Origin of the sequence: Streptococcus mitis (assembly GCF_003943905.1) — a bacterium.
GTDB classification, from domain to species: Bacteria; Bacillota; Bacilli; order Lactobacillales; family Streptococcaceae; genus Streptococcus; species Streptococcus mitis_BC.
Genome location: NZ_RJNS01000001.1, coordinates 369,107 through 395,331 on the forward strand (window position 1 = coordinate 369,107; position 26,225 = coordinate 395,331).

21 protein-coding genes and 1 tRNA gene are annotated in these 26,225 nt (G+C 42.0%); all 22 read right to left on the reverse strand.

The window, feature by feature from the left end:
* Nucleotides 1–2 precede the first annotated feature (2 nt).
* The 22 genes from D8854_RS01875 to recN all read right to left on the reverse strand — a co-directional run bounded on the left by D8854_RS01875 (nt 3) and on the right by recN (nt 26,219).
* Nucleotides 3–929, reverse strand: coding sequence for a bifunctional riboflavin kinase/FAD synthetase (locus tag D8854_RS01875; protein WP_125449235.1), 927 nt, complete (start codon nt 927–929; stop codon nt 3–5).
* A gap of 143 nt (nt 930–1,072) precedes the next feature.
* Nucleotides 1,073–4,612 carry a chromosome segregation protein SMC gene (smc, locus tag D8854_RS01880; protein ID WP_125449237.1) on the reverse strand — a complete coding sequence of 1,180 codons (3,540 nt, stop codon included), beginning with the start codon at nt 4,610–4,612 and terminating at the stop codon, nt 1,073–1,075.
* Nucleotides 4,603–5,301 carry a ribonuclease III gene (gene rnc, locus D8854_RS01885; protein ID WP_125449239.1) on the reverse strand — a complete coding sequence of 233 codons (699 nt, stop codon included), beginning with the start codon at nt 5,299–5,301 and terminating at the stop codon, nt 4,603–4,605. The genes smc and rnc overlap by 10 nt, the downstream gene beginning before the upstream one ends.
* Nucleotides 5,302–5,474: 173 nt before the next feature.
* A tRNA-Arg gene (locus tag D8854_RS01890) sits at nt 5,475–5,546 on the reverse strand.
* A 67-nt stretch (nt 5,547–5,613) separates the two neighbouring features.
* Entirely contained in the window at nt 5,614–6,600 is a 987-nt protein-coding gene (locus D8854_RS01895) for a GMP reductase (RefSeq protein WP_125449241.1), read from the reverse strand.
* A gap of 171 nt (nt 6,601–6,771) precedes the next feature.
* Nucleotides 6,772–8,076 carry an McrC family protein gene (locus D8854_RS01900; RefSeq protein WP_185768050.1) on the reverse strand — a complete coding sequence of 435 codons (1,305 nt, stop codon included), beginning with the start codon at nt 8,074–8,076 and terminating at the stop codon, nt 6,772–6,774.
* Nucleotides 8,063–9,985 carry an McrB family protein gene (locus D8854_RS01905; protein WP_185768051.1) on the reverse strand — a complete coding sequence of 641 codons (1,923 nt, stop codon included), beginning with the start codon at nt 9,983–9,985 and terminating at the stop codon, nt 8,063–8,065. Before D8854_RS01905 ends, D8854_RS01900 begins: the two co-directional genes overlap by 14 nt.
* A gap of 151 nt (nt 9,986–10,136) precedes the next feature.
* Nucleotides 10,137–10,916, reverse strand: a complete 780-nt coding sequence (locus D8854_RS01910) for an L-threonylcarbamoyladenylate synthase (protein ID WP_125449247.1) — start codon at nt 10,914–10,916, stop codon at nt 10,137–10,139.
* Between the two features lie 26 nt (nt 10,917–10,942).
* Nucleotides 10,943–11,536 carry a 3-isopropylmalate dehydratase small subunit gene (gene leuD / locus D8854_RS01915; RefSeq protein ID WP_125449249.1) on the reverse strand — a complete coding sequence of 198 codons (594 nt, stop codon included), beginning with the start codon at nt 11,534–11,536 and terminating at the stop codon, nt 10,943–10,945.
* A gap of 9 nt (nt 11,537–11,545) precedes the next feature.
* Nucleotides 11,546–12,928, reverse strand: coding sequence for a 3-isopropylmalate dehydratase large subunit (gene leuC / locus D8854_RS01920; RefSeq protein WP_125449251.1), 1,383 nt, complete (start codon nt 12,926–12,928; stop codon nt 11,546–11,548).
* 3 nt (nt 12,929–12,931) lie between these two features.
* Entirely contained in the window at nt 12,932–13,201 is a 270-nt protein-coding gene (locus D8854_RS01925) for a DUF1294 domain-containing protein (protein WP_125449253.1), read from the reverse strand.
* Nucleotides 13,198–14,235, reverse strand: a complete 1,038-nt coding sequence (leuB, locus tag D8854_RS01930; RefSeq protein WP_125449255.1) for a 3-isopropylmalate dehydrogenase — start codon at nt 14,233–14,235, stop codon at nt 13,198–13,200. The genes D8854_RS01925 and leuB overlap by 4 nt, the downstream gene beginning before the upstream one ends.
* An 11-nt stretch (nt 14,236–14,246) precedes the next feature.
* Nucleotides 14,247–15,809: a 2-isopropylmalate synthase gene (locus tag D8854_RS01935; protein WP_125449257.1), complete on the reverse strand. Its 1,563-nt coding sequence runs from the start codon at nt 15,807–15,809 to the stop codon at nt 14,247–14,249.
* Nucleotides 15,810–16,123: 314 nt separating this feature from the next.
* Entirely contained in the window at nt 16,124–16,780 is a 657-nt protein-coding gene (locus D8854_RS01940) for an MmcQ/YjbR family DNA-binding protein (protein ID WP_125449259.1), read from the reverse strand.
* Nucleotides 16,781–16,823: 43 nt separating this feature from the next.
* On the reverse strand, nt 16,824–17,456 hold the full coding sequence (locus D8854_RS01945; RefSeq protein WP_125449260.1) for a copper homeostasis protein CutC: 633 nt from the start codon (nt 17,454–17,456) through the stop codon (nt 16,824–16,826).
* Between the two features lie 93 nt (nt 17,457–17,549).
* Nucleotides 17,550–17,909 carry a YbaN family protein gene (locus tag D8854_RS01950; protein WP_125449262.1) on the reverse strand — a complete coding sequence of 120 codons (360 nt, stop codon included), beginning with the start codon at nt 17,907–17,909 and terminating at the stop codon, nt 17,550–17,552.
* 105 nt (nt 17,910–18,014) lie between these two features.
* Nucleotides 18,015–20,102 carry a type I DNA topoisomerase gene (gene topA, locus D8854_RS01955; RefSeq protein WP_125449264.1) on the reverse strand — a complete coding sequence of 696 codons (2,088 nt, stop codon included), beginning with the start codon at nt 20,100–20,102 and terminating at the stop codon, nt 18,015–18,017.
* A 117-nt stretch (nt 20,103–20,219) separates the two neighbouring features.
* Nucleotides 20,220–21,068, reverse strand: coding sequence for a DNA-processing protein DprA (gene dprA, locus D8854_RS01960; RefSeq protein ID WP_125449266.1), 849 nt, complete (start codon nt 21,066–21,068; stop codon nt 20,220–20,222).
* A gap of 84 nt (nt 21,069–21,152) precedes the next feature.
* Nucleotides 21,153–21,776, reverse strand: a complete 624-nt coding sequence (locus D8854_RS01965) for a hypothetical protein (RefSeq protein ID WP_125449268.1) — start codon at nt 21,774–21,776, stop codon at nt 21,153–21,155.
* A gap of 144 nt (nt 21,777–21,920) precedes the next feature.
* Complete coding sequence (gene lepA, locus D8854_RS01970; protein WP_125449270.1) at nt 21,921–23,744, reverse strand: translation elongation factor 4; 1,824 nt, start codon at nt 23,742–23,744, stop codon at nt 21,921–21,923.
* A 78-nt stretch (nt 23,745–23,822) separates the two neighbouring features.
* A complete protein-coding gene (locus D8854_RS01975) occupies nt 23,823–24,551 on the reverse strand; it encodes a metallophosphoesterase family protein (RefSeq protein WP_125449272.1) in 729 nt (242 codons plus the stop codon).
* Nucleotides 24,552–26,219 (reverse strand): DNA repair protein RecN, encoded by a 1,668-nt coding sequence (gene recN, locus D8854_RS01980; RefSeq protein ID WP_125449274.1) that lies wholly within the window; start codon nt 26,217–26,219, stop codon nt 24,552–24,554.
* Nucleotides 26,220–26,225: the final 6 nt, after the last annotated feature.

Genomic DNA, 26,225 nt, shown 5'->3' on the forward strand with positions numbered 1-26,225 from the left:
TTCTACTCTCCATCCTTCCAGTTCCGAGCAATCTCTTCGTCTTTCTGGAGTTGGTCTACCAGTTCCTCTACGGAGTCAAATTTGACCATATCTCGGACACGGTCTAACCAGTAGACCATGACTGTCTCACCGTAAATATCATCTGAAAAGTCGAAAATATTGACTTCAAAACGTGGCTCTTCTCCATCGAAAGTAACATTTTTCCCAACGCTTGCCATGCCACGATATCTCTGACGTTGTACTTCTACATCGACTACATATACCCCATCTGCTGGCATATAAGTTCGATCTCTCAGGACTAGATTGGCTGTTGGATAACCGATCGTACGCCCACGAGCATTCCCATGAACGACCATTCCGCGGGTTGGGAGCGGTGTGCCGAGCAGATGCTTGACTTCCTTGACATCTCCATCAAGAATAGCTTGGCGAATCCGTGTGGAACTGATTTTGCCCTTTTCGTCCTCAACTGGAGGAACAATGATAATCTCTCCATCAAAATAATCCTTCAGATCATCCGCAGTTTTCTTATCTGAACCAAACGTGTAATCAAATCCCGCTACGATAATCGCTGGTTTTAAAGCTCTAACATAAGTATCAAAGAATTCTTGACCCGTTAAACTAGCAAATTTGCTACTAAAGTCAAGTAAGAAGAGAGCCTCTACTCCGTGCCACTTCATCTTGTGCTCCCGTTCCTCGTGATTGACGATATGGAGCATAAGCTCAGGTTGGTAAGGTTGCAAGGCAAGTTTTGGCGACTCTGTAAAGGTCATCACGACAACTGGCAGATAATCCTTCATCGAAGCCTTACTGGCCACTTCAAAAAGTTTCTGATGTCCCTTGTGGATGCCATCAAAATAACCAAGTACAAGGACTGTTTTTCCCGGTACTGCAATATCTTTTTCGTTCTTAATAGGTACTGTTGTAATCATGAAACTATTATATCATAGAGAAAGTCTTTTCGCTAAGAGGAAATCCCAAATGTCATTTTTTGCGCCTGAACTGACCTTAAGAGAAAATGTAGCACTTTAGTTTAAAAAAATAGCACCTCCTAAGAAATGCTATCGTTTGGTAACTAGTCTACTGTTTCTTCCAAATCTTTTAATTTAACCGAAACAATCTTAGACACACCTGATTCTTGCATGGTAACTCCATAGATAGAGTCCGCTGCCGCCATCGTCCCCTTACGGTGTGTTACGACGATAAACTGACTATCCTTGTCAAAGCGGTTGAGGTAATCCCCAAAACGTTTGACATTGGCTTCGTCCAGCGCCGCCTCTACCTCGTCCAAGATGACGAAAGGAATGGTCTTAACTCGGATGATTGAGAAGAGCAGAGCCAGAGCTGATAGGGCTTTTTCCCCACCACTCATGAGGTTGAGAGATTGGATTTTCTTACCTGGTGGTTGGACAGAAATCTCAACCCCAGCTGTCAGCAGGTCTCCTTCAGTCAAAATCAAGTCTGCCTGACCACCGCCAAACATCTGTCTAAAGGTCACTTTAAAGGATTCACGAATAGCCTCAAAGGTTGATTTAAAGCGTTCCTTAACCTCATCATTCATCTCTGTGATGGTCTCAAGAAGCAGATTTTTCGCTGACAAAATATCATCACGCTGGCTATTGAGGAAATCCAGACGGCTGTGAACTTCTTCGTACTGTTCAATAGCTTCTAAATTGACAGGTCCCAGTGAGCGAATAGCCTTCTCTAAATCCTTAACCTCTTGCTCTGCCAGATTGAGATTTTCCAGTTCATGAGCCTTTTCTAGAGCCTCTGTGTAGCTAATCTGGTACTGGTCTGTTAATTGAGTTTGTAGATAGCGCAAGCGTTCGATGACCTTTTCCTTCTTAACTTCAGCACGTGTTTGCTTGCGAATCCACTCTTCGTTCTGCTGGCGAGCCTGATCCAAATGGCTGGCAATATCATCCAGTTGACCCTCTATATCATCCAACTCAAACTGCTTGCGAATCAGACCTTGTTGAAGATTGGCTTTCTGAGTTTTGGCCTCTTCCTCCTGCTGACTTAGCAAATCCGTATCCACTTTCTCGAGATTATCAACCTTTTCTTGGAGAAGGCGCTGAATTTCCTCTTGCTCGATATCTAGATTATCCAGTTCCTTGCCTAAGCGTTCAATATCAGTAACTTCGTACCGTTTTTGTCCTTGCAGTTCTGACTTAAGCAAGCGCGCTTGAGAAATCTGTTCCTGCAAGTTTTGATAACGTTCTTGAATAGCGTTTTTGTTAGACTTAATCTCTTCGATCTCAGCTTCCAGATTTTGCTTTTCTCTGGCAATAGTAGCAAGGTGCTCTTGGCATTTTTCCTTGTCCGCTTGCCAATCTCCTTCAGAAAGACGATTTAATTCCTCTTCTTGAAGTTTCCAAAGCGTTTCCAGTTCTTCGACCTGCTGATTGGTTTGTTGATAAGCAAGATACAAACCTTGCTCCTGAATACGAGCTTGCTCACCCTGAGACTTGATAGCTTCTAATCTTTCAGTCAATACTGCCATCTCATCTTGCAAGGTCTTCAAAGTCGCTTCTTCTGAACGTAGACTAGCTTCTTCCTCAGCAATTTCTTTTTGTAATTGCTCCAGCTCTGGCTTGATGAAAATACTGTTGTTTTGACGATTGGCACCACCCGCGTAGGAACCACCTGTGCGCAATTCGGTACCATCAAGCGTCACCATACGAACCTGGTAACGAACTTGACGAGCTGCCGTACGCGCATGTTCTACGGTATCAAAGATAGCCGTTGTGGCTAGCAAGTTCTTGAAAATGGCTTCTAGTCTATTATCAAACGACACCAACTCATCTGCCATGCCCAGAAATCCTGGACTTGCAGAGATAGCGTCTTGATTCTGACTAGAAATCGTACGAGCCTTGATAGTCGTCAATGGAAGAAAGGTTGCTCGACCAGCTCTGTTGCGTTTGAGGAAATCAATCGCCTTTGTTGCCGCATTTTCATCTTCTACGATGATATGTTGACTGCTAGCTCCAAGTGCAATCTCCAAGGCAGTTTGATAGTGCACATCAAAGGTCAGATGCTCACTGACTGCACCAATGATCCCACCAAGACGGTCTTTTTCTTGGAGAACACTCTTAACACCCGCGTAAAAGTTACTATGATTTCTTAGGATGTTTTCTAAGCTTTGGGCTCTAGCCTGCTTGTTTTTAAGAGCGTCCAGACGGTCAAAGAGTTGGCTCTGCTGGGCTTGGTAAGAAGCTTTCTGCTCCTCTTGTTCCTTGGCACTAGCTTGGTAGCCAGCCAATAATTTCTGAACTTGCTCCTTGGCAGTTTCAAGCTCAGCCTGCTGTTGACTAGCCTTCTCTTTAGCTGTAGCCAGTTGTTCTTTCAATTTCTCAAGTTGATCTGCTTGTTTTTGAGATAGTTGACGGCTGTTTTCCAACTCATTCTCGATGCGGGTCAGTTGGTTTGAGACATCCGCTTCTTCTTGTAAGAGCGCCACAAAACGTTCACGCAGGAGCTCGATCATTTGGTCAGGATCATCTGAAAATGCCAACAACTCCGCTTCTAGGCGATTGAGTTCCTTGTTGTTTTCAGCTAGACTTTCCTCTAACTGTTCTAAGTTCGCTTCTTTTTCAGCCTTTTCCTTACTTAGAGCCTTTCTCTTATCTTCCAGAGTCGCCAAACGGGCTTGTGCTTCTTGTTGATTAAGGGCTACCTGCTCAGATTCCAGTTTGGATAGGGCTAGTTTTCGCTCTAAGTCACTGATCAAACTGGTCAAATCCATTAAGCTCCCTTGGTCTTTGGCCATTTCAGTTTGGAGATCTTGCCGTTTCTTTTTAAGAGTCTGATTTTCCTCTTCTAACTCTTCACGCTTTTGGTAATAGCTAGTCAAAAGTTCCTGAACTTGCGTTAGCTCTTCTTCTGTCAACTCTAGTTCAGCCTTGTTTTCCTTGATTTGGGCAACCAGTACATCCAAGTAAATTGCCTTGCGTTGACCATCCAAGTCGAGAAACTTACGAGCATTCTCGGCTTGTTTTGCAAGGGGCTTGATTTGATTATCCAACTCATAGATAATGTCTTCTAAGCGGTCGAGATTGTCTTGAGTTTGTTGCAGTTTACTCTCTGTTTCTTTTCTACGAGTTTTGTATTTCAAAACACCCGCAGCTTCTTCAAAAATAGCACGGCGCTCTTCAGGCTTGGAGTTAAAAATCTCCTCAACCTTCCCTTGGGAAATGATGGAGAAGGAATCCCGTCCCAAACCGGTATCCAAGAAGAGGTCATGAATATCACGCAAGCGCACTTTCTTGCCATCAATTCGATACTCGCTATCCCCACTACGATAGATATGACGTTCTACCTTAATAATTTTCCCCGCATCCTTAATAAAACCATCTTCATTGTCCAAGGTCACGATAACAGAGGCATAATTGAGTGGTTTGCGACTTTCTGTTCCAGCAAAGATAACGTCAGGCATCTTACCACCACGAAGGCTCTTAACACTAGACTCACCTAAAGCCCATCGCAGACTTTCTGTGATATTTGACTTCCCAGAACCATTGGGCCCAACGACAGCTGTCACACCTTGGTCAAAGACGACTTTGGTCTTATCAGCAAAGGACTTGAATCCCTGGATCTCAATTTCCTTTAAATACATGAATCCAGCCCTTTCTCCACTGCATTTTTCGCGGCTTCCTGCTCTGCCAATTTTTTAGAGCGTCCTTGTCCTTTTCCGATACTCTTGCCTTCAACCAGAACTTCTACATCAAAAACCTTATCATGGGCAGGTCCTGTCTCAGAGGTCACCTGGTAGCGGATATCCACATCTCCATTGACCTGGAGCAACTCTTGCAAGTGTGTCTTGTAATCCGTAATCATCTCAAAGTCACCTACTTCAACCTTGGGAATCATGACCTGATAGATAAACTCTTTTACTCTAGCTACATCCTTGTCTAAAAGCAAAGCTCCCAGAAAGGCTTCAAAAGCATCACCGAGAATGGTGTCACGATTGCGCCCACCAGACTTTTCTTCTCCTTTACCCAGCTTGATAAACTGATCAAACTGGCAATCACGCGCAAAACCAGCCAAACTCTCCTCACGGACAATCATGGCACGGAGCTTGGACAAATCTCCCTCTGGTTTCTTAGGATATTTTTTATACAGATATTCTGAAATCAATAATTGCAGAACAGCGTCTCCTAAAAATTCCAAGCGCTCATTGTGTGAAATTTTTAAGAGGCGGTGCTCATTGGCATAACTCGTATGAGTAAAGGCCGTTTCCAGTAAGTTTTTGTCTGCAAATTCGATTGCAAAACGCTTCTTCAGTACAGTTTGTAATTCTTTCATACTGACCTCTTTCTAATAATTACGATCCTTTCTATTATAACAAAAAAAGCCCTCTGAGTCACTTTAAAACGGGACTAGGGGAGAGTGGGGTCGTTTTTGAAAAAAAAATTTCCAATTTTGGAGGCAATATAAAGAAAAAAGCCTTATTTAAAGGCTTTTTTAGGCTGTTTACATCCACCCTGAGGGAATCGAACCCCCATCTTAAGAACCGGAATCTTACGTGATATCCATTACACTAAGGGTGGAAACTTGTTTTATTATAACAAAAATTTGCTCTAATAACAAGTTTTTTATGGATGGACTAAGCGTCTATTAGTGGGAAGCATCACCATTCCAGATAGAGTTTTTCACGATTACATAATCAACGTGCTTGAGGTCAGCAACCTTGCGTCCACCTGCGTAGGAAATGGCACTTTGCAAATCCTGCTCCATCTCAGTAAGGGTGTCTTGCAAATGCCCTTTGGCAGGAAGTAAGATGCGTTTTCCTTCTACATTTTTATAAGCACCCTTTTGGTATTGAGAAGCTGAACCATAGTATTCTTTGAACTGTTCGCCATCGACTTCAATCGTCTTTCCTGGACTTTCGATATGCCCTGCAAATAGGGAACCAATCATAACCATGCTAGCACCGAAACGGATAGACTTAGCAATGTCACCGTGTGTACGAATCCCACCATCAGCAATAATCGGTTTGCGAGCAGCTTTTGCACACCAGCGAAGAGCAGCCAACTGCCAACCACCTGTCCCAAAACCAGTCTTGACCTTGGTGATACAAACCTTACCAGGACCGATTCCAATCTTAGTAGCATCGGCACCAGCATTTTCCAATTCACGCACAGCTTCTGGAGTTCCGACGTTACCAGCGATTACAAAAGTATCAGGCAATTCTTTCTTGATGTGCTGAATCATTGAGATCACGCTATCCGCATGTCCATGAGCAATATCAATCGTGATATACTCAGGAGCATCAGCCTTGAGTTGGCTAACGAAATCATACTCGTAATCCTTGACACCGACTGAAATAGAAGCAATGAGCCCTTGATCGTGCATACGTTTGATAAAAGGAATGCGCCCAGCCTCATCAAAACGATGCATAATGTAGAAGTAACCACCTTTAGCAAGCTGCTCTGCGACGTTCTCATCCAAAATCGTCTGCATATTTGCAGGTACAACAGGTAGTTTGAAAGTGTGATTTCCAAGTGCGACACTCGTATCTGCTTCTGCACGGCTTTTAATCACACATTTATTAGGGATCAACTGAATATCTTCGTAATCAAAAATTGGAAATTCATTTAACATATCGATGTCTCATTTCTTTTGTAATGACCTACCTATGCCTTCGCATCACTACGTCTTTTCCGACGTTTCCTTGATTAAGTCTACACCAAAGTACAGTTTTTGTCAAATATTTTTAATAATCAAATTATATAGTTCAGAAATTACTTAATAAATAGCAAAAAAGTGAAGAGATTATTTTCTCCCCACTTCTTCATCAATAATAGCTTTAAAAATTTTTTCAGAATTTTCCATTATTTTACAAAACACACTATAGGATGAGGTATTCTGAGGGATTTGGATAGAGCACTTTTTAAGCAAGACTCCGTATCCCACTACTTTTCCTATCTCACTATTTACTGACTGCTCTATACTAGGAAAAATCAGTCCAGCTTTCTTAGCTTTTATAATATAAGAATAGGAAATCAACTGGAACAAGTCCTCACGATTAATCCCTTTTTCAGTAAACTCCAGTTTTTTATATTTTGCATCTAGAACAATCTTTCGTTCTCTGTCATAAAAATCTGGATATACTTTTCGTTCCCCACCAGAAAATATTAGGATGCCGCCTTTCTTTTCTTTATTTCGAGGATGGATGAAACCTTTTGGCAACAAGGTGTAAACATACTCTTCCCAAAGCCAGGCAACATCAAAGAGAATACCATGTACCTTTTGGGCTTGAGGTCCAAGACCATGCTTTTCTCTACTCAGAATCATCAAGCAGAGTTCCTGTAATTTTCTATACTCTCTAAAATAGGCGTGTCGGATGGGTTTGATTTTATTCATTCTGATAATCTTGGCACGATCAGCTAGTTTATAAGATGAGGTTACACGAGTAATTTCTGTCATATTTTCACGATTACTATCGAGCAGAACTCCGAAACCTTTCTGATTCTTAATGTACTCAATCGTATGCCGAATCAACTGCATGAGTGGATTATCATAGGTAAACTCCCTAGTGGTATAGGCAATGCTTCCCATAAAAGGAACATTTTTCTTAAGATGCATTCCTACATCTAGCACTCCCTTTACATGACTATCGTTATGGAAAAATCTCTGGTATTCCTTATAAAGACCTTTTCGAAGAGCAGCTTGCAGATATTTGGGAAAGAGGTAAATCAAAAGCTGATAGAGTTTATCCTCTTGAGATAGACCGATGTCTAAACTAGTCAAATTGATATTGAGAATCTTTTGTAAAAGATAATGCAAAAAATGGTCGTTACTTTCATCAGAAAAACGAGAGGAAATCGTTAATCTTTCCTGACCATATCCAAGAAAACCAATCACGTTCCCTGTCTTGATTTCCTGATTAACTGTTTCAAAAATCTTTTGGTCCCTGTCTAAATCAGGAGAATTTATCAAATCATTCGGGAAAATAAAAATACTGTCCTCCCTAGAAAGGTTATCTAGTGTTCTATCAAGAAGTGCTTGACTTAGGTTGGGATATTCTGCGACAAAGTCTTCTTTAGCAATTCTATACTGATTATCAGTTATCCGCATTATCATCACCAGTATCTTGCTGATCTGTTTGGTCATTATTTGTCAGATCAAATGCTTTTTTCAATGTATCCAGAGTTTCAGCCTCTTCGTAAGAACCTCGTAAGTAATCTTCCAAAAGCGGTTTAAGGTAATCAGACCAGAGTAATTCATAGTCAAAATCTACATCCTTCAACTTAAGGAAATAACTTGGTCCGATATGATAATGGCTGTTTAATCCCTGAACGTTTTCGATAGCAACATTCAAATTTCTTAGACGAAGTTTTGCTTCTTCTGCATGGATATCTAGTTCTTTATCCAACATAACAACTTGGCTTTCAGCAGTAACTTCAACAAAGCGGAAACGACGACGCATAGCAAAATCAAAGGTATCTACTGAACGGTCAATATCATTCATTGTTCCGATGATGTAGACATTCTCAGGGATATAAAACTTGTCATCCGTCTCATGTAAGTTAGCATACTGGGTGGAAACACTCCCCTTTTCACCACGATAACCAGGATCAATAGAGAAAAAGAGTTCCCCAAAAATCTTAGAAATCTCCCCACGGTTGATTTCATCGATGATGAAAACGAATTTCTTGTCTGTGTCAATTTCTGTTGGAGAAATATAATCTTTCAGACCAAATCTTTTCTTTAAAGTTTCTAGGACAGTTTTTCCACCACTTTTGTAGTATTCTTGCTTATTATAATTTTTATCTTTATACAACTCGTAAACATATTTGCGAGGTAGTGACCATCCTGGAACACCACTATCATAATTTACTGACAAATTTTGTCTACTATTAACAGATAAGTAAGATGTTTTTGTTATATATTCTTTTTCTTCAGCAACATTTATATATTCTAAGTAAGAATCCCAAGCCTCATCAAAATTATCTTGTCCTCCAATCAATTGGGCTTCTTTTGCTTTCTGACAAAAATCTTTAAAAATACCATCCTGTAGCTTAAACTCAATAGCTCCATCCCCATTTGATACTGGTCTCAACCCCTCTACAAAATCCGTATAATCATAGGAAGGGTGAAACTGTACAAAGCCGATTTGGTCTTCGTTGCCATCCGTTAATTCTTTAGCTATTTCTTTAGCAAGATAAGTTTTTCCTGTACCAGGTGCACCACGGAGAATGAGGTTTTTGGATTGTAGTAGAGTTTGACTCAATGGATGATAAACCTTATATTCTGCAGACATTTTTTCTTCTTTCTTTTCTTTATCGTCTAGAAATTGTGTTGAATATTCAAATAAAATACTTCCCAACAATGATGGTTCCAGCTCAGGATATTTTTGCAATACGTGTTGACAAATCTCATGATTCTGAAGATAAGGTCCCCCTTGATTTTTTTGAGGAAGTAACTTGTTCCAGAATCTCTTTTGACTATTAAGATTTACACCTAAGAAAGGATATCCCTCAGAATAGATACAAAGTAGTTTTGTCACCACAGCAGAACGACCAATAAATTCATTCTTTGACTGTTTAATGTCAAAAATAGGGTTATTGAAATCTAACTTTCTACCAGCTTGGATAATCTCATACAAATCCGATTTTAATTTGTTAAATCGGTCTTCTAGTTCTGATTCTGGAATGATTTTATTAGCTTGATTCTTATAGCTTTTCGTATCCTCATTCCAATAAATACCAAATTTTGAAGAACCTCCTCCACCAATTCCCATAAATAATGATTGGTACTTTCCAGTCTCAAGAGCATAGCAAAATGACTTGTTTTGCGCCCCCTTTCCAATAACATAATCATCAATAGACATGGTTAAAATTCTATCAAGTGGCCATTCTTTAAGAAATTCTTCACGTAATTGTTCATTGTAAATACTATATTTAGATGCATCTTCTCTTAATCTTATTTTATTTTCTTGGTACCAATCATAAAAATCTTCCAAACTAACTTTTCTTTTCAGCATCATCTTACTCCTTTTATAATAATGTTCGAATAAAAAACTATATATTTCATATATAGAATATCATATCCTATAGAAAAAGAAAAGAATTTCTAAAGAAAAAGCCCAGTGTTAGGAGCTTCAATGTCTCTTAACACTAGACCTCTTTTTTATCTTAATAATATTCACCCTGACGGTAGTCCCATGAGTTAAAGGTATCTGACAGGTGCATCATGATTTTATCAATGTCAAGCCCTTTACGAATCACAACTGGGGCTGGTGAGATTGAGCGAGCTCCTCCTTGTTCTGGGATTAGTTTGCCGTCTTTATCAACCATAGACACCATCACACCTTGCTCGTAGCGCGTTTCAATCGTTTTGTCAGGTTGGATAGATGCCACATAGTCGTCTGCTTCGATAACAAGGTCCACTGCTCCTTCGATACGTTCTCCGATACCTTCCACCTTACCGCGGTTTCCTTTTCCAGATGGGTTAGCTGATGAGGCGTATACCATCTTGCCTTCTTCCCAAAGCTTGGCAGCTAACTGTTCTCCTGCTTTCCCGAACTTAATCACAAAACAGCTCGTTCCACGCACGTCAGTCATGAGTTCTTCACGGCCATCACCGTATGCTTTCAATTTCTCAAAGGCTTCAGGTTTCCATGGAAGGATACAACCAAGTAGGATGTCTTCATCCCAATGTTTTTGGTAGAAGGCTTCAATTTCTGGATTGAGTTGTGCTAAAGCGCGAAGCTCATCCATGCTACCACAGAGGACAACACCTGGTTTGTTACGGTTACGCTCTTTGGCTTCAAACTTGCGTTCAAGTCCTGCCTTATCGCTAGTCATGATGATATAGCCAACTTTTGTAGGGCAAACGATACATCCGCCCTCTCCTTTTAAAATGTCATAGCCTTCTTGAGAAAGTGTTCCCGTCCATTGAATGTGTTTTGTCATAGTTCTATTTCCTTTTCTATTTTTTTCTAATCCTGCCAGTAGGCTGGTCGTTGTTTTTCATAGGCAGCAATCAAATCTTCATACTGCAAAGTAATTCCGATATCATCCAAACCATTTAAAAGCTTGTGCTTCCACTCACTATCGATCTCAAAGGAGAATTCTCCAACTGGTGAAATGATTTTTTGCTGTTCCAAGTCCACAGTTACCTGATCGGTCGGTTTAAGTTCGGCTAGTTTCTCTCTCACCTCTCTAGGCTGAACAATGGGCAACATGCCATTATTGAGTTCATTATTGTAATGAATGTCGCCGAAAGATCCTGCAATCACGACCTTAAAACCATAGTCAGCCAGTGCCCAAGCTGCATGTTCCCTCGAAGAACCCGCCCCAAAGTTATCCCCTGAGATGAGGATACTGGCTTTACGATATTCAGGTCGGTTGAAGACAAAGTCTGGATCCTCAGTATACTTATCGTCTAGATAACGCCAAGCATACATGAGGTACTTACCAAAGCCTTTCTTATCAATTAACTTGAGAAACTGCTTGGGTAGGATTTGGTCGGTGTCGATGTTATCATTCATAAGAGGAACGGTCGTTCCCGTATAAACTGTAAATTTCTCCATATCCTCTCCTTACTGGGCCTCTGGCATTTGCCGAACATCTACGAAACGCCCTGCGATAGCTGCTGCCGCTGCCATGGCTGGACTGCAGAGATGAGTCTTAGCGCCAAATCCCTGTCTGTCTTCAAAATTGCGGTTACTGGTTGAGGCACAGTGGACCCCATCAGGAACCTTGTCAGGATTCATCCCTAGGCACATTGAGCAACCTGGGTCTCGCCACTCAAAGCCAGCGTCTAAGAAGACCTTATCCAAGCCCAACTTCTCAGCAGCTCGTTTGACAGGACGAGAGCCTGGAACCACGATAGCCGTTAAGTTGGGAGCAATCTTCTTCCCTTTTACAAATCGCGCAGCCAGTTGCAAGTCACTGAGCCGGGCATTGGTACAAGACCCGATAAAGATATAACCTAGTTCAATATCCGCTGGCTTTTGACCAGGCTTCAAGTTCATGTAATTGTAGGCTCGCTCATCATTCATATCCTTAATTTCTGGGAAGCTACTGTCAAAGTCAACCCCCATAGCAGGATTGGTCCCCCAAGTCACCATGGGAGCCAAGTCTGAGACATCCATCTGGATAACTTTATCATAGATAGCATCCTCATCACTGACAAGGGTTTTCCAATCCGCCACAGCCTCCTCAAAAGCTTCTGGAACACATTCTCGTCCTTTGAGATAGTCATAGGTAGTCTGATCTGGATTCATGATGCCCATCTTAGAACCAAACTCGATGGACATATTGCAGATGGTCATTCGCTCTTCCATGGTCAGAGCATCAATCGCTTCCCCACGATATTCCACCACATAGCCAACACCACAAGCAACGCCGTACTTGGCAATCAAGGCGAGAATGTAATCCTTGGAATAAACTCCTTTTTGAGGAATTCCAATGAATTCTACTAACATTTTCTTGGGTTTGACCTGCCAGAGTGTCTGGGTAGCAAAGACATGCTCAACCTCACTGGTCCCAATCCCAAAAGCGATAGCTCCGAAAGCTCCGTGAGTAGCCGTATGGCTGTCTCCACAGACGATGAATTTTCCTGGTTGAGTCCTGCCAGTTTCTGGTCCAACCATGTGAACGATACCCTGCTTTTCAGAACCGTGGGCTGTATGTTCAATACCAAACTCCTCAACATTTTCAGCTAGTTTATCAATTTGCGCCTTAGAAATCACATCTCGTATATCATAGATATTGACCGTCGGGACATTATGGTCAAAGGTTCCAAATGTCAAGTCTGGTCGTCTCAATCTGCGACCTGCATCTCGCAATCCTTGAAAAGCCTGAGGACTGGTCACCTCGTGAATATAGTGTTGATCCACATACATGAGTTGGGGCTGCCCCTCTTCTCCTGTGATGACATGGCGGTCCCATAATTTATCAAAAATCGATTCCCCTGCCATCCATTACCTCCAAATAAAATATAAGGCTACTAGTGTGGTCACCATCCCAAGGAACCAAACTGTTTTAAAATACCATTTTTTAGTCTTGTGGTGAAAAATGATTCCTGCTAACCAAGCACCAAATCCACCACAGATAAGTGCTATGGTCAAGAGAATTTTCTCTGGGATGCGCCAAGCACCTCTCCTTGCCTTGGATTTGTCAATTCCATAAATGATGAAAATCATGACATTCCAAATCAAGAGGGTAAGAGTGATTCCTTCGTTTATCTTCATAGTCTTTCAATGATGGCTTCCGTCATTTCCTTGGTAGAAGCCTTTCCTCCTATATCTCTCGTTAAAATTCCTGCTGCCAAACTGGCTTCTACAGCATGATCGATAAGCCCTGCATCCTCATGGCGTTCGAAACTATCTCTTAGCATCATGGCAACTGACAAAATCATGGAAATAGGATTGGCAATTCCTTGACCAGCAATATCAGGTGCCGAACCATGAATAGGTTCATAAAGACTTGGCCCCTTTTCAGGATGACTGGCTGATGGCATAACCCCAAGTGTGCCAGATAAAACGCTTGATTCATCAGATAAGATATCTCCGAAAAGATTCTCCGTCACAATGACATCAAACTTGGCAGGATTGGTAATCATAAGCATAGCAGCTGAGTCCACCAACTGGTGCTCCAAGGTCACATCTGGGAAATCCTTTGCAACCTCCTCAGCTACTCTGCGCCAGAGTTTTGAGGTTGCCAGAACATTCTGCTTATCAATGCTAGTAACGATTTTTCTCCGATTTCTTGCAATCTCAAAGGCCTTGCGAAGAATTCGCTCCACTTCCTCATAGCTGTAGTCGTTGATATCACGCGCTTTTCGCTCTTCAAGAATATGATCACCGAAGTAAATACCTCCTGTCAGCTCACGCACCACGACAAAGTCCACACCCGCAATTCGTTCAGGTTTGAGAGGAGACAAATGCTTGAGACTCTCAAAAATCTTAACTGGGCGAATGTTGGCATAGAGATTGAGTTCCTTACGGAGAGCCAGTAAGCCTTGTTCAGGCCGAACCGCTGCGCCATCATACTGGGGACTGCCTATGGCCGCTAGGAGAATAGCGTCTGCTTCTCTACATGCCTTGAGGGTTTCATCAGGTAAGGGGTGCCCCTCAGCATCAATCCCTGCACCTCCAAAGGGTCGTCTGTCTATTTCATAGTCAAAACCTGTTTTTTTAGCTAGGGCCTCCAAAACTTCCAAACCAGCTTTCATGATTTCTGGACCTATTCCGTCCCCTGCTAGAGCTACTATTTTCTTTGTCATAGCATTCTCCTTTACACACTAGGCAGGTCGCGATAGGAAACGCTTCGTCCCATCTCACCAGCATTCTCCTTTTGAACAAAGGTATTGGCATTGATGTAGGCAATAGCTGAAGCCTTCAGTACATCAAAATCAAGCCCTGATGCGTTAAAGATGGTCTCTGTATCTCTGTTTTCAACAGTCACCAAAACCCTAGCCTGGGCATCGATCCCATCTGTTACCGCATCAATTGTGTAGGATACCAAACGAACAGACTGATTGAAGAACTTGTCAATAGCATTAAAGATAGCTTCAACTGAACCTTGTCCTGTCGCATTAAACTCAACCTTCTCACCATCCATATTGGCTAGGCTAACGAGTGCTTCAATGTTATTATCCGCATGTGTTTGCAGTTGTAAATCATCAAAGTGGAATCCTTCTGGATTTTCAACCATGATTCCAGCTACTAGCGCTCGAATATCTGCATCTGTGATTTCTTGCTTTTTGTCCGCTAGTGCCTTGAACTTAGCAAAGAGCGGTTTGATGTCTTCTTCTGTGAAGTCTAAGGCCAAATCTCTTAGTTTTTCTACAAAAGCGTGGCGACCTGACAATTTTCCAAGCGGAAGACTATTACTCTTAACACCAACCAATTCAGGGGTGATGATCTCATAGGTAAGAGGATTTTTAAGAACCCCATCTTGGTGAATACCAGACTCGTGAGAGAAGGCATTTCCACCAACCACCGCCTTGTTTTTAGGAACTGGAATACCTGAGAAGCGAGAAACCATTTCAGAAGTATTGATGGTTTCGTTTAGGACAATACTTGTCTCAGCTTGGTAGTAATCTTGACGAATATTGAGGGCCACTGCTATTTCTTCAAGGGCTGCATTGCCAGCTCGCTCACCGATACCATTGATAGTACCTTCAACTCGGCCTGCACCGTTCTTAACAGCAGCAAGGCTATTAGCCACTGCCATTCCGAGGTCATCGTGACAGTGAGGCGAATAGATGATCTGACGATCTGTCTTGACATTCTCAATCAAGTGTTTGAAGATGGCACCATACTCCTCTGGCGTAGTAAATCCAACCGTGTCAGGGATATTGATGTAGGTCGCACCTGCATTCACAGCTGTCTGAACAACTTGCAAGAGGAAATCCAACTCTGTTCTGGTCGCATCCTCTGGAGAAAATTCGACAATCTCGAACTTAGAACGAGCATAAGAGACATGCTCCTTAATCGCTTCCAAAATCTCTTCCTTGCTCTTATTGAGCTTATACTTGCGGTGAATCGGACTGGTGGCGATAAAGACGTGAACCTGTGGATACTTGGCATCCTTGAGCGCCTCGTAACAAGCATCTATATCTGACTTGACCGAACGAGCCAAACCTGTCACCGCAGTTTTCTTCAAGACCTTGGCAATCTCCTGAACTGCTCTGAATGAATCTGGACTCGCCGCCGGAAAACCAGCTTCGATGGCCGAAATACCCCATTTCTCCAGCTGTCTTGCGATGGCGACCTTTTCCTTAATCGAAAAATTAACACCTGGTGTCTGCTCACCATCACGGAGACTGGTATCTAGAAACTCAACTCTACGCATGAGAATTCCCCCTTCAAAATTTCAGTATAGAAAAAACATCTCGCTCGGAAACCCAAGCGAGATGTTGATTTACTCCCGCTTGGTAAGCCAAACAGGACTAATGCTTCTGCACTAGCCCGAGTACCTCAACAACAAAGCAAATTGATTAAACTCAGCTGTTTTCATGTTTGACTTTCTCCTTCGTTTGATGTCTTGTTAAGTATTTTAGCATAGGAAAAATCTCTTGTCAAGAAAAAATCCAATATTTTCTGAAAATTTCTTCAGTAAAGAATATTTTGCTAATTGAAAGCATTTGAAAACACAAGGGAATTTCTTTACTTTTTCAATGTCAAATTCCAACTGATTTCTAGCAAATCTAGAACTTCTTCATCCGATAAACTATCATCAAGAGCAAGACTAATCCAGTAACGTTTGTTCATATGAAAGGCAGGATAAATCCCCTTTTGTAAAAGCAAGTCAGCCACTTGATTGTTTTTGAGGTTGACTGCTTCCACTTGCCCTTCTCTTGTCTTATCTAGCCTATCCCAAGGAATTCTCATTAAAACAGCATACCACTTTTGACTGCCTTCATGACGTAATACTGCTGTATCAGGCGATTTTTCCCACAGATATTCTAGCTGATTACCAAACTTTTCCTGAACTTGAGACATGATTCGCTTAGTCTGAGGACAGATAAAATCCTGTACATCAAAGCAAGCCTTCCGAATCTGGTAAAGAATCTCCAAACAAGCCTCACGGACACTTCCGACAAAACTTCCCCGCATACTTTCCATGTGTACTTGAGGATAGAGGTCACCCGTTTCCTGATCAAAAACCTGAAAGCTCACATTATCAGGAGTGATAGAGACTGTCATGACAAAGTCACCCTGCAAAATCTGGCAACTATTGGTCCAGACTCCCCCATACTCTACAAAACCATAGGCACGAGCTTTTTCTTTATTAAACTGATAGGAGTTAAAAATTTCAAACATAAGTGAAAACTGCTACCAAAAGCTAGCAGTTCCTTTCTATTTTTTAAAAGACAACCTTAGTTCCATGCAATTGTGTCACGCCCAGTCGGTCGATAAAGGTTTGACGGTTATCCAAGTCAATCCCCCCACCTGGTAGAATTTCAATTTTACCAGCTGCATGTTCCAAAATTCTGTGATAATGAGCAAAACGTTTTTCTAGCGAGTCTCCAGACACACCAGCACGAGTTAAGATACGAGTGACACCAGCTTGGCTGAGCCAGTCAATAGCTTCCAACTGGTCTTCGTCACTCAATTCATCAAAGGCCATATGGAAGACAATTTCCATCCCTTTTGATGCTGCAATCAGCTTCTCCAGATTAGCTTTATCCAACTTCTTATCAGCAGTTAAAGCCCCAAATACAACCCCTTGACTTCCAGCCTGAGCAGTCAATCGAATGTCTTCTAGCATGATAGCAATTTCCATATCATTATAGACAAAGTCGCCACCACGGGGACGAATCATGGTTATAATGGTCGTATCGTAGTTAGCTGCCAGTTCAACCGCTGCCTTGGTCACTCCATAGCTAGGTGTTGTTCCTCCTACTGCTAGGTTGTCACAAAGTTCGATTCGACGAGCTCCAGCCTGCATCGCTTTTTCAAGCAAGGTCACATTTTCAGCACAAAATTCGTAAATCATTTGATTCTCCTTGATATTTTCTTTGAATTTATTATATCATATTATTTTAAATATGCTTTCATTTTTATCAAGGCAAATAACTACTATTTTTATCTATTCTTTGTCAGGAATGACTTTAAAGAGATAGTAGGTGATAAAGATAGTCAGGGCTCCCAGACCGATTTTGACTGGCAAAAGAGGGGCAAAATAGATGGAAATTCCCATCAAAATGTAGATAGATACGATGATTTTTTTCTTGCGTTCTCGCGCGATTGACTTGGTTTCCCGAAAGTCAGCTACATAAGTCTGATAAAGCTTTGTATGATAAAGCCAGTCTTCAAAACGTTTAGAGGATTTTGAAAAGCAAGCGATAGACAGCAAAAGAAAAGGAGTTGTTGGCAAGAGTGGCAGGACAACACCAACAAGAGCTAGAGCCAAAGAAATAAAACCAAAACTAAGATAAATAAAGCGCATGTCTTCTCCTAATAAAATAATCTTCTACTAGTTTCCCACAAAATGAGGAAATTTGTCAAGCTTAAACTAAAAAGAGTCTGAAATTCATTTTCAGGACTCTTCATTTTATTTAATCTTCTCCTCTTCGTAGTCACCATTACTACATACAACCTGCTTGCCACCACCACGAACTTTTTTCTCCACAAGGAAGTGTCCGCATTTCGGACAATCACGTCCAACTGGTTTGTCCCAGGAAGTAAATTCGCATTCTGGGTAACGATTGCAACCATAGAAGATACGATTGCGCTTGGTTTTGCGTTCGATGATTTGTCCTTGATGACAGCTTGGACACTCGACTCCAATCTCTTTGACAATCGCTTGTGTGTGACGGCAGTCTGGAAAATTGCTACAAGCATAGAATTTACCAAAACGTCCTAGCTTAATCACCATCGGACTGCCACAAACTTCACAGTCAAATCCAGCCGGCTCATCCTTAATCTGGATTTTTTCCATTTCGGATTCAGCCTTGGCCACTCCTTTAGAGAATGGTTTGTAAAAGGCGTCAATGACACGTTGCCACTGCTCTTTACCAACCTCGACATCATCCAGTTTTCCTTCCATCTCAGCTGTGAAGGTCACGTTTACGATATCTGGGAAGTATTCAACGATGAGTTTGTTAACAATTTCTCCCAGTTCTGTCGGTTCAAAACGTTTGGCTGCCAGACGAACGTAGTATCGTTTCTGGATGGTTTCAATGGTCGGAGCGTAGGTTGATGGACGTCCAACCCCATTTTCCTCCAAGGTCTTGATAAGGGTCGCTTCAGAATAGCGTGCAGGTGGTTGGGTGAAATGTTGTTCTGGCTTGCTATTGACCTGCTTGACCACATCTCCAACAGCCATATCTGGCAACATCTTGTTCTTGTCAGAGTCATTGTAAATAGCAAGATAACCATCAAACTTCACTTGGCTTCCATTTGCCGCAAACTGAACACCATTTTGAGATAGCTTAACAGCCATGGTATCAAAGATAGCGCCTGTCATCTGACTGGCCACAAAACGGTTCCAGATAAGGGTATAAAGTTTGAGCTGGTCTTTGTCCAAGTACTTAGCGATACTTTCAGGTGTATTAAAGACACTAGATGGACGAATGGCTTCGTGAGCATCTTGAGCACCTGAGGCATTCTTGACCTTGCTACCATGCTTGGAATACTTGCTACCAAAACGGTCGTTAATGTAGCTTGCCGCTTCATTCTGAGCCACAGGACTGATACGAGTCGAGTCTGTACGCATATAGGTAATCAAACCTTGCACACCTGATCCGATATTGATCCCTTCATAGAGCTGCTGAGCCACCATCATGGTCTTTCGAGTACGGAAATTAATTTTGTTAGCCGCATCCATTTGCATGGTTGAGGTCGTATAAGGTAGGGGGGCATTGCGTTTGCGTTCTTTCTTATCTACCTGATCCACTGTGAAATCTTTGCTAGTCAAATGGGACAAGACTTCTTTGACCTCTTCATTGGTGGTCAATTTCATCTTTTTGCCATTCATACCATAGAAAGAAGCCTGAAATTGTTTGGTTCCCTTCTTAAAAACACCATCAATTGTCCAGTATTCTTCCGGTTGGAAGGCATTGATTTCATTTTCACGGTCAATGATGAGCTTAAGGGCAACGGACTGCACGCGTCCTGCTGATAAGCCCTTCTTGACCTTTTTCCACAAAATTGGCGAAATCGAATACCCTACCAAGCGGTCTAAGACTCGACGAGCTTGTTGGGCGTCGACCAAGTCCATGTCAATCTTGCGAGGCTCTTTAAAGGCATTTTTTACCGCGTCTTTGGTGATTTCATTAAAGACTACACGGTTGGCATCATTCTCGTCCAAGTTGAGAATGTGAGCCAAATGCCAGGAAATTGCTTCTCCTTCACGGTCCGGGTCACTCGCCAGAAAGACTTTATTGGCTTTTTTGGCTTCTTTTTTCAATTCATTGATGAGAGGACCCTTGCCTCGGATATTGATATACTGCGGTTCATAGTTATTTTCAATGTCAACAGACATACTGGATTTTTTCAAATCACGGATATGCCCGACGCTGGCTAGAACCTTGTAGTTTCTGCCTAGATATTTCTCAATCGTTTTCGCCTTGGCAGGCGACTCCACGATGACTAGATTTTTTTTTACTGTTGATTTTTTCTTCTTTGTTGCCGTAGCCACACTATCACACCTTTTCAAAGTAATAAACTTTATAAAGTGTAAACCATTTTTCTATAGCTGTCAAGACTTAACTCCTATAGTATAGAAGAAAAGTTTATCTGAGTGAACAATTTCTCCTTAAAATTCAAACTCAGCCAGCACATCTTGACCGCTGCTAATCAGCTTTGCCCCCTCTTGGATCAGGTGGTGACAGCCATCTGAATGGCCATCTAAAATGTTTCCTGGAATGGCAAAGACATCACGACCTTCCTCCATAGCTCGCTCACAGGTAATGAGACTACCAGAACGCATCCTTGCCTCTGCTACAATAACTCCTCGACATAGTCCTGCTATGATACGATTTCGAGCTGGAAAATGAAATTTCAGAGGTTGCTCGCCAGGTCCATATTCACTGAGAACCAGATGGTCATTGCCAATGTACTCCTGCAAACGTTTATTGGCTTTAGGATAAAACACATCCAATCCTGTTCCAATCACAGCAATGGTTTTTCCTCCATTCTGGAGTGCAGCCATATGGGCAGCCGTATCAATCCCTTTAGCCAAACCACTGACCACGATTAACTCGTTTTCCAAACCTTGAATGACTCTCTGAACCGACTTTGCACCCTGACTAGAACATGAACGACTCCCTACAACAGCAACCTTTGGAAACTTCAGCAAGTCTAGATTTCCCTTATAAAACAAGAGTGCTGGAGCATCGTAAATCTCACTCAAATCCCAAGGAAAACAGTCGTCAAGAATAGAAAAGGATGGAAATTTCTGAAACTCCTTCTCCAACTGCGCATCATCTATCTGGAAATAGCGTTCCATAAAGACAGCGGGATTTCTGCAACCAGAGATTTCTGCAATATCACCTAGCAGGAGCTCCTGATCTACAGTCTCATCATATTCAAGGACAGTTAAAATCTGTTGATTGGTCAGTCCAGCTTTTCTTAATTTGTATATCTCATAGTTTGTAATCTTCATAAGCAACTCCATTTCTTCTTTTCTACTCATCTATCTATTCGAAAATAAAATAAAAAAGAAGACCAGTTGATCTTCTTTTTTCATTTATTCAACTTTAGTATTTGACCAGCTACTTTCAACCATCGGTAAGATTGTTTTTAAAGTTTCCCCATCCCCTTCAAGTGAAACATAGCGGATTTTACCATCATTTGATCGGAAAACCCAGGTAACGAGGTATTTCCCTGACTTAGCAATTGCATTGACAACATAGGCTTCATAGCCTCCAATGGTTGATTTGGAACCCCAAACCTTACTGAAATCAGAGCCTTGTTCTTTGGAAGTTAGAATACTAGCAGAGACAGTCACAACATCCAATTTAGCATATTCTTCTTCGCTGATATTAAACTGCTCAGCCTTGAAGGTATTTAGCGTAACAATGTTGATATCTGTTCCATCACAATACTGTATATCGTTTCCACCTTCTACTTCATGGAATCGAACCCATGATTTGGGTACCTTGACAAAACCATATTCATTCGAACCAATGATTTGCGTCTCTTCCTTTTTCGCTTCAGAAACAGCAGAACTAGTGCTACTCGTTTCCTGACTACTAGAAGAACTAACAACTGCAGACGAACTTTCTTCGGTTGCTGTTTGTGATTTATTAGAGCATGAAGCTAAAAAAGCACTAACAGTAACTACAGTACCTAAAATTAATAATTTTTTCATCCTACCACCTTTCCATCTGCATTATAAGAAAAATAAAGACTTCTGTCAAATTCTAACCTAATCGATTCTGTTAGTTTCCGATTTTATAGCTCACATTTAAAGAAAAAACTCTTGAAAAATCTTCAAGAGTTTTATTTTTTATTTCTATTCTTCATCCATGCTTAAGACGCTGAGGAAGGCTTCTTGTGGGACTTCTACTGATCCGATAGCTTTCATGCGTTTCTTACCAGCTTTTTGTTTTTCAAGGAGTTTGCGTTTACGAGAAACGTCACCTCCGTAACACTTGGCAAGTACGTTCTTACGAAGGGCTTTGATATCAGTACGAGCCACGATTTTGTGTCCAATAGCTGCTTGGATTGGTACTTCAAATTGTTGACGAGGGATGATTTTTTTAAGCTTATCAACGATGAGTTTTCCACGTTCGTAGGCAAAGTCCTTGTGAACGATAAAGCTGAGTGCATCGACCTTATCACCATTGAGAAGGATATCCATTTTCACTAGCTTAGATGGGCGGTACTCTGACAATTCGTAGTCAAAACTTGCATAACCACGCGTTGAAGACTTGAGCTTATCAAAGAAGTCAAAGACAATTTCAGCGAGTGGAATTTGATAGATAACATTGACACGATTGTCATCAATATAATCCATGGTTACAAAGTCCCCACGTTTGCGCTGAGCCAATTCCATTACTGCACCAACAAACTCCTGTGGTACCATGATTTGCGCTTTAACATAAGGTTCTTCAATGGTCGCGATCTTAGTTGGGTCTGGGAACTCAGATGGGTTAGACACATCCATAGACTCACCATCAGTTTGGTTAACCTTATAGATAACAGATGGAGCTGTCATGATGAGATCAATATTGAACTCACGTTCTAAACGCTCTTGGATAACATCCATATGGAGAAGTCCAAGGAATCCACAACGGAAACCGAATCCCAGCGCCTGAGATGTTTCTGGTTCAAACTGAAGACTGGCATCGTTGAGCTGCAATTTTTCAAGGGCTTCACGAAGGTCATTGTACTTGTTTGACTCGATTGGGTAAAGACCTGCAAAGACCATAGGATTCATCTGCTTGTACCCATCTAGCGGTTCTGCTGCTGGATTGCTTGCTAGGGTCACTGTATCACCAACACGCGTATCTTGAACCGTCTTGATGGAAGCCGCAATATAACCAACGTCACCTGTCGCTAGGAAATCGCGACCAACTGCTTTCGGTGTGAAAATTCCGACCTCCGTCACATCAAAGGCCTTGCCATTGCTCATGAGCTGAATCTTATCGCCAGGTTTGACTACCCCATCCATGACACGAACTTGGAGGATAACCCCACGGTAAGCATCGTAGACAGAGTCGAAAATCAAGGCCTTGAGTGGCGCGGTTACATCACCAGTTGGTGCTGGAACTTTTTCCACAATTTGCTCAAGAATCTCTTCGATACCAATACCAGCTTTGGCAGAAGCTAAGACTGCTTCGCTGGCATCCAGTCCAATGACATCCTCAATCTCTGTACGTACGCGCTCAGGGTCGGCTGCTGGTAGATCAATCTTGTTAATGACGGGCAGAATTTCCAAATCATTATCCAATGCTAGATAAACGTTGGCAAGAGTTTGTGCCTCAATCCCTTGGGCCGCATCAACCACCAAAATCGCCCCTTCACAGGCAGCTAGCGAACGCGAAACTTCATAGGTAAAGTCCACGTGCCCAGGTGTGTCAATCAAGTGGAAAATATAGGTCTCCCCATCTTTTGCAGTATAATTCAGCTCAATGGCATTCAACTTAATGGTAATCCCACGTTCACGCTCAAGATCCATACTATCCAGAAGCTGGGCTTGCATTTCACGACTAGAAACGGTCTCCGTCTTTTCTAAAATGCGGTCTGCCAGCGTCGACTTTCCATGGTCAATATGGGCGATAATAGAGAAGTTTCGAATCTTCTCCTGTCGTTGTTTCAATTCTTCTAAGTTCATGATGCTCTTCCTTTCAGGGTATCTATTAATTATAAATTGTTTTTAACATTTTGACAAGACCATACCCTGCTAGGAGTACTAATCTTCGGCAACAAAACCATCATTTTCGATAAAGTGGTGTTCTGTCATTCCTTGGTCAGTAAAGACAATCCCATGAAGGACACCACCATAGACAGCTCCTCCATCCATGCCAATCTTGCCATCTTCTGTTATCCAAAGCTCAGCAGTACCTCGGTCTTGCTTCAGCAAACCATAAACCGGTGTATGCCCAAAGACAATGGTTTTTCCAGTATGATTTTCGGCTTCGTGGAATGGCTTTCTGAGCCAGACTTTCTTGTAATCTGTGGTTTCATGCCAATCATCCAAAGTTAAATCAATACCTGCGTGAACAAAGATATATTTGTCTGTCTCTACTACAAATGGCATTTGACGAATAAATTCGACCAAGTCTGCTGCTTCTGTCGCAACCCGTTTGGCATCTTCTACGCCATCAACGGGTGCATCCAAGGGACGACCTAGTATAGAGTTAATGGTTGTATCTCCACCATTGCGACGATAGTGGTCATAGCTTTCTTCAGGATTGTCCAACCAAGTCAAAAACATATACTCGTGGTTTCCTGATAGACAGATAGCCCCTTGATTGTCCACCAAGTCCTTGACCATTTCTAGAACACGGCGACTATCTTCACCTCGGTCAATCAAATCCCCTAGAAAAAGCAACTGAGTTTGACCATCCCAGGTTTTGAGCAGATCTTCTAGCATACCTGCTTTCCCGTGAACATCTCCAATTACATAATAGTCTGTCATTTATTTCTCCCTCGTTTGCAATAATTCTCTGGCTTGGGTAAGGGCAGCTTCTGTTACATTTTCACCAGCCAACATCTTAGCTACTTCCTCTACTCGCTCTTCTAAAGTCAAGAGGCGAACCGTCGACACCGTTGAGTGCTCATCACTAATCTTCTCAATAAAGAATTGATAATCCGCAATGGCAATCACTTGTGGAAGGTGAGAAATAGCAAGAACCTGACCATGCTGGCCAATCTTATGAATCTTTTGAGCAATGGCTTGGGCCACACGACCTGAGACTCCCGTATCTACCTCATCAAAGACAATACTGGTCTTCCCTTCCTTACGAGAAAAGGCTGACTTGATAGCCAACATGAGGCGGGATAATTCCCCACCAGACGCAACCTTAACCAAAGGCTTAAAGTCTTCACCAGGGTTGGTCGAAATGTAAAACTCGACCGTTTCATTCCCCTCACGACTGAATTTGCCCTTGCTAAAGCGAACCTGGAACTGTGCCTTCTCCATATAGAGGTCCTGAAGTTCTTGCTTAATCTCAGCTTCAAGCTGCTGAGCCAAATCATGACGAGCAGATGCAAGCTGCCCTGCCAAATCAACAAGATCGACTTCCAATTTCTTGAGCTCTGCTTCCATGTCTTCGGAAGAAAGGTTGTTACCAGTCAAGAGATTGTATTCATCCGTAATCTTAGCAAAATAAAGCAGGACATCGTCCACAGTCCCACCGTACTTGCGGGTAATAGTATTTAAAAGGTCTAAACGATTTTCAACCTGCATGAGGCGATTGCCATCAAAATCCAAGTTCTCAATAATATCTTCTAAACGCTTAGTAATATCTTCTAAAACATAGTAGGTCTCTGAGAGAGAACTCGAAATTTCACGGTATTCAGGGTCATACTCTTCGACACTTTCCATGTCATTCATGGCTGAACGAACATTGGCAAGACTGGAGAATTCCTCATTGTCCAACATAGTGTAGGCATTGGTTAGCGTATCTGCTATATTCTTGTGATTGAGGAGTTTATCTCGTTCTTGGTTGAGAGCCAAGTCTTCACCAGCCTGCAAGTTTGCTGCCTCAATCTCTGCCATTTGAAATTCCAACATTTCAATACGAGCCTTATGTTCCTGCTGGTTTTTCTTGACTTCCAAAACCTGCTTGCGCATTTTGCGATAGGCATCAAAGCTCGTCTGATAGGTCTCCTTCAAGTCCAAGAAAGCAGCATCACCAAACTCATCCAACATTTGGATATGAAGTTGCGGACGCATTAACTCTTCTTGGTCATGTTGACCATGAATATCGACAAGATGCTGCCCAATAGCACGCAGGACAGAAAGATTGACCATCTGCCCATTCACGCGACTAACACTTCTCCCATTTTGAAGAATTTCACGACGGATGATAATCTCATCCCCCAATTCCAAGCCTTGCTCTTCAAAGAGTTCTTGTAAAGAACGACTATTCTCAACAGAGAAAAGCCCTTCAATCTCAGCCTTAGAAGCACCATGACGAATAACGTCTGTCGTTGCCCGAGCTCCTAACATCATGTTCATGGCATCGATGATGATCGATTTCCCAGCACCTGTTTCACCAGTTAAGACTGTCATGCCTTTTTCAAAATTGAGCGAAATCGCCTCTATAATGGCAAAGTTTTTTATCGAAATTTCAAGTAACATATAAAC